Annotated in this window: 1 protein-coding gene; it reads left to right on the top strand. The window is 33.4% G+C overall.

What is annotated here, in order from left to right:
* Positions 1–83: 83 nt before the first annotated feature.
* Complete coding sequence (locus tag ACE1EF_RS20050; RefSeq protein ID WP_375722494.1) at positions 84–989, top strand: IS982 family transposase; 906 nt, start codon at positions 84–86, stop codon at positions 987–989.

Below are 989 nucleotides of genomic sequence, written 5' to 3'. Positions count from 1 at the left end.
AAAAAGTTTGAATAAAAAAAGGTTTTTGATTATATTTAAGTATCTGACATTTAAATATATAGCAATCAAAAACCTTTCATATTATGATCGATAAAATTACTGAAATTTTCTGTTTAATTGATGATTTTTGCAAAGAAATTGACCTGGTAAAGGAGGGTCATATCTTAAAAGAGAAAGTGGCTCAAAAGCAAAGAAACAGACAGTTCAAGATGTCCGATAGTGAGGTTATTACCATTCTTGTTTTCTTTCATCTTAATCACTTTCGAAACCTTAAGCACTTCTACATCAATTATGTACAGGTACACATGAAGAGTGAATTTCCACAGACTGTATCATACAATCGCTTTGTTGAATTGCAACAAAAAGCCTTTCTTCCAATGTGTGTCTTTCTCCAGACATCCTGTTTGGGGAGATGCACTGGCATTTCTTTTATTGATTCTACTCCGATAATTGCATGTCATATTAAACGGGAAAAGCAGCACAAAGTATTTCAGGGATATGCCACAAAAGGACAATGTTCCATGGGATGGTTTTATGGGTTTAAACTGCATCTGGTTATAAACGACAGGGGGGAAATCATAGATTTTCTTATTACCCAAGGTAATATTGATGACAGAGAACCATTGAAGAACAAAAACTTTCATGAAAAGCTTTTTGGTAAACTCTTTGGGGATAGGGGCTATATCAGTCAAAATCTTTTTGAAGAAATGTTTATTGATGGAATACACCTGATTACCAAAATACGAAAGAATATGAAAAATAGCCTGATGCATACACAAGACAAGATCCTGCTTAGAAAAAGAGCAGTAATAGAATCTGTAAATGACGAGCTTAAAAATATTTGTCAGATAGAACATACCAGGCACAGGAGTGTCAATAACTTCCTTTCAAATCTAATCTCAGGACTTATTGCCTATCAGTTCTTACCTAAAAAGCCATCAATTAATACGGAAGTTATTGATGAACATAGAATTACAAAAACTGCTTAG

The organism is Quyinboa sediminis (assembly GCF_042219855.1).
In the GTDB taxonomy this organism is placed as follows: domain Bacteria; phylum Bacteroidota; class Bacteroidia; order Bacteroidales; family UBA5342; genus JBHJHP01.
This window is presented reverse-complemented; position numbering and strand designations above follow the sequence as displayed.

What these genes read in the sequence shown, in the direction of transcription:
- ACE1EF_RS20050 (WP_375722494.1), top strand. Translation starts at nt 84, where the DNA reads ATGATCGATAAAATTACTGAAATTTTCTGTTTAATTGATGATTTTTGC.